General features: G+C 53.4%; 1 rRNA gene. It reads right to left on the bottom strand.

The features are described from left to right. Window positions 1-1,073, bottom strand: a 23S ribosomal RNA gene (locus tag WH277_RS01785); the annotation flags it as partial.

The following is a 1,073-nucleotide window of genomic DNA, read 5'->3' as shown; positions in this document are numbered from 1 at the left end:
ATCCTACACATCAAGGCTCAATGTTCAGTGTCAAGCTGTAGTAAAGGTTCACGGGGTCTTTCCGTCTTGCCGCGGGTACACTGCATCTTCACAGCGAGTTCAATTTCACTGAGTCTCGGGTGGAGACAGCCTGGCCATCATTACGCCATTCGTGCAGGTCGGAACTTACCCGACAAGGAATTTCGCTACCTTAGGACCGTTATAGTTACGGCCGCCGTTTACCGGGGCTTCGATCAAGAGCTTCTCCTTGCGGATAACCCCATCAATTAACCTTCCGGCACCGGGCAGGCGTCACACCGTATACGTCCACTTTCGTGTTTGCACAGTGCTGTGTTTTTAATAAACAGTTGCAGCCAGCTGGTATCTTCGACTGCCTTCGGCTCCACCCGCGAGGGGTTTCACCTACCGACAGCGTGCCTTCTCCCGAAGTTACGGCACCATTTTGCCTAGTTCCTTCACCCGAGTTCTCTCAAGCGCCTTGGTATTCTCTACCTGACCACCTGTGTCGGTTTGGGGTACGATTCAGTGTTACCTGATGCTTAGAGGCTTTTCCTGGAAGCAGGGCATTTGTTACTTCAGCACCGTAGTGCCTCGTCATCACGCCTCAGCCTTAAAGAGTTCCGGATTTGCCTGGAACTCAAGCCTACACGCTTAAACCGGGACAACCGTCGCCCGGCTAACATAGCCTTCTCCGTCCCCCCTTCGCAGTAACACCGAGTACAGGAATATTAACCTGTTTCCCATCGACTACGCCTTTCGGCCTCGCCTTAGGGGTCGACTCACCCTGCCCCGATTAACGTTGGACAGGAACCCTTGGTCTTCCGGCGAGCGGGCTTTTCACCCGCTTTATCGTTACTTATGTCAGCATTCGCACTTCTGATACCTCCAGCAGACCTCACAGTCCACCTTCGACGGCTTACAGAACGCTCCCCTACCCAACAATACTTACGTATCGCTGCCGCAGCTTCGGTGCATGGTTTAGCCCCGTTACATCTTCCGCGCAGGCCGACTCGACCAGTGAGCTATTACGCTTTCTTTAAATGATGGCTGCTTCTAAGCCAACATCCTGGCTG

The sequence above is a fragment of the Erwinia sp. MYb416 genome (assembly GCF_037479575.1).
Classification (GTDB): domain Bacteria; phylum Pseudomonadota; class Gammaproteobacteria; order Enterobacterales; family Enterobacteriaceae; genus Erwinia; species Erwinia rhapontici.
Note: the sequence above shows the minus strand (reverse complement) of the source record. Positions and strands in the feature narration are given on the sequence as shown.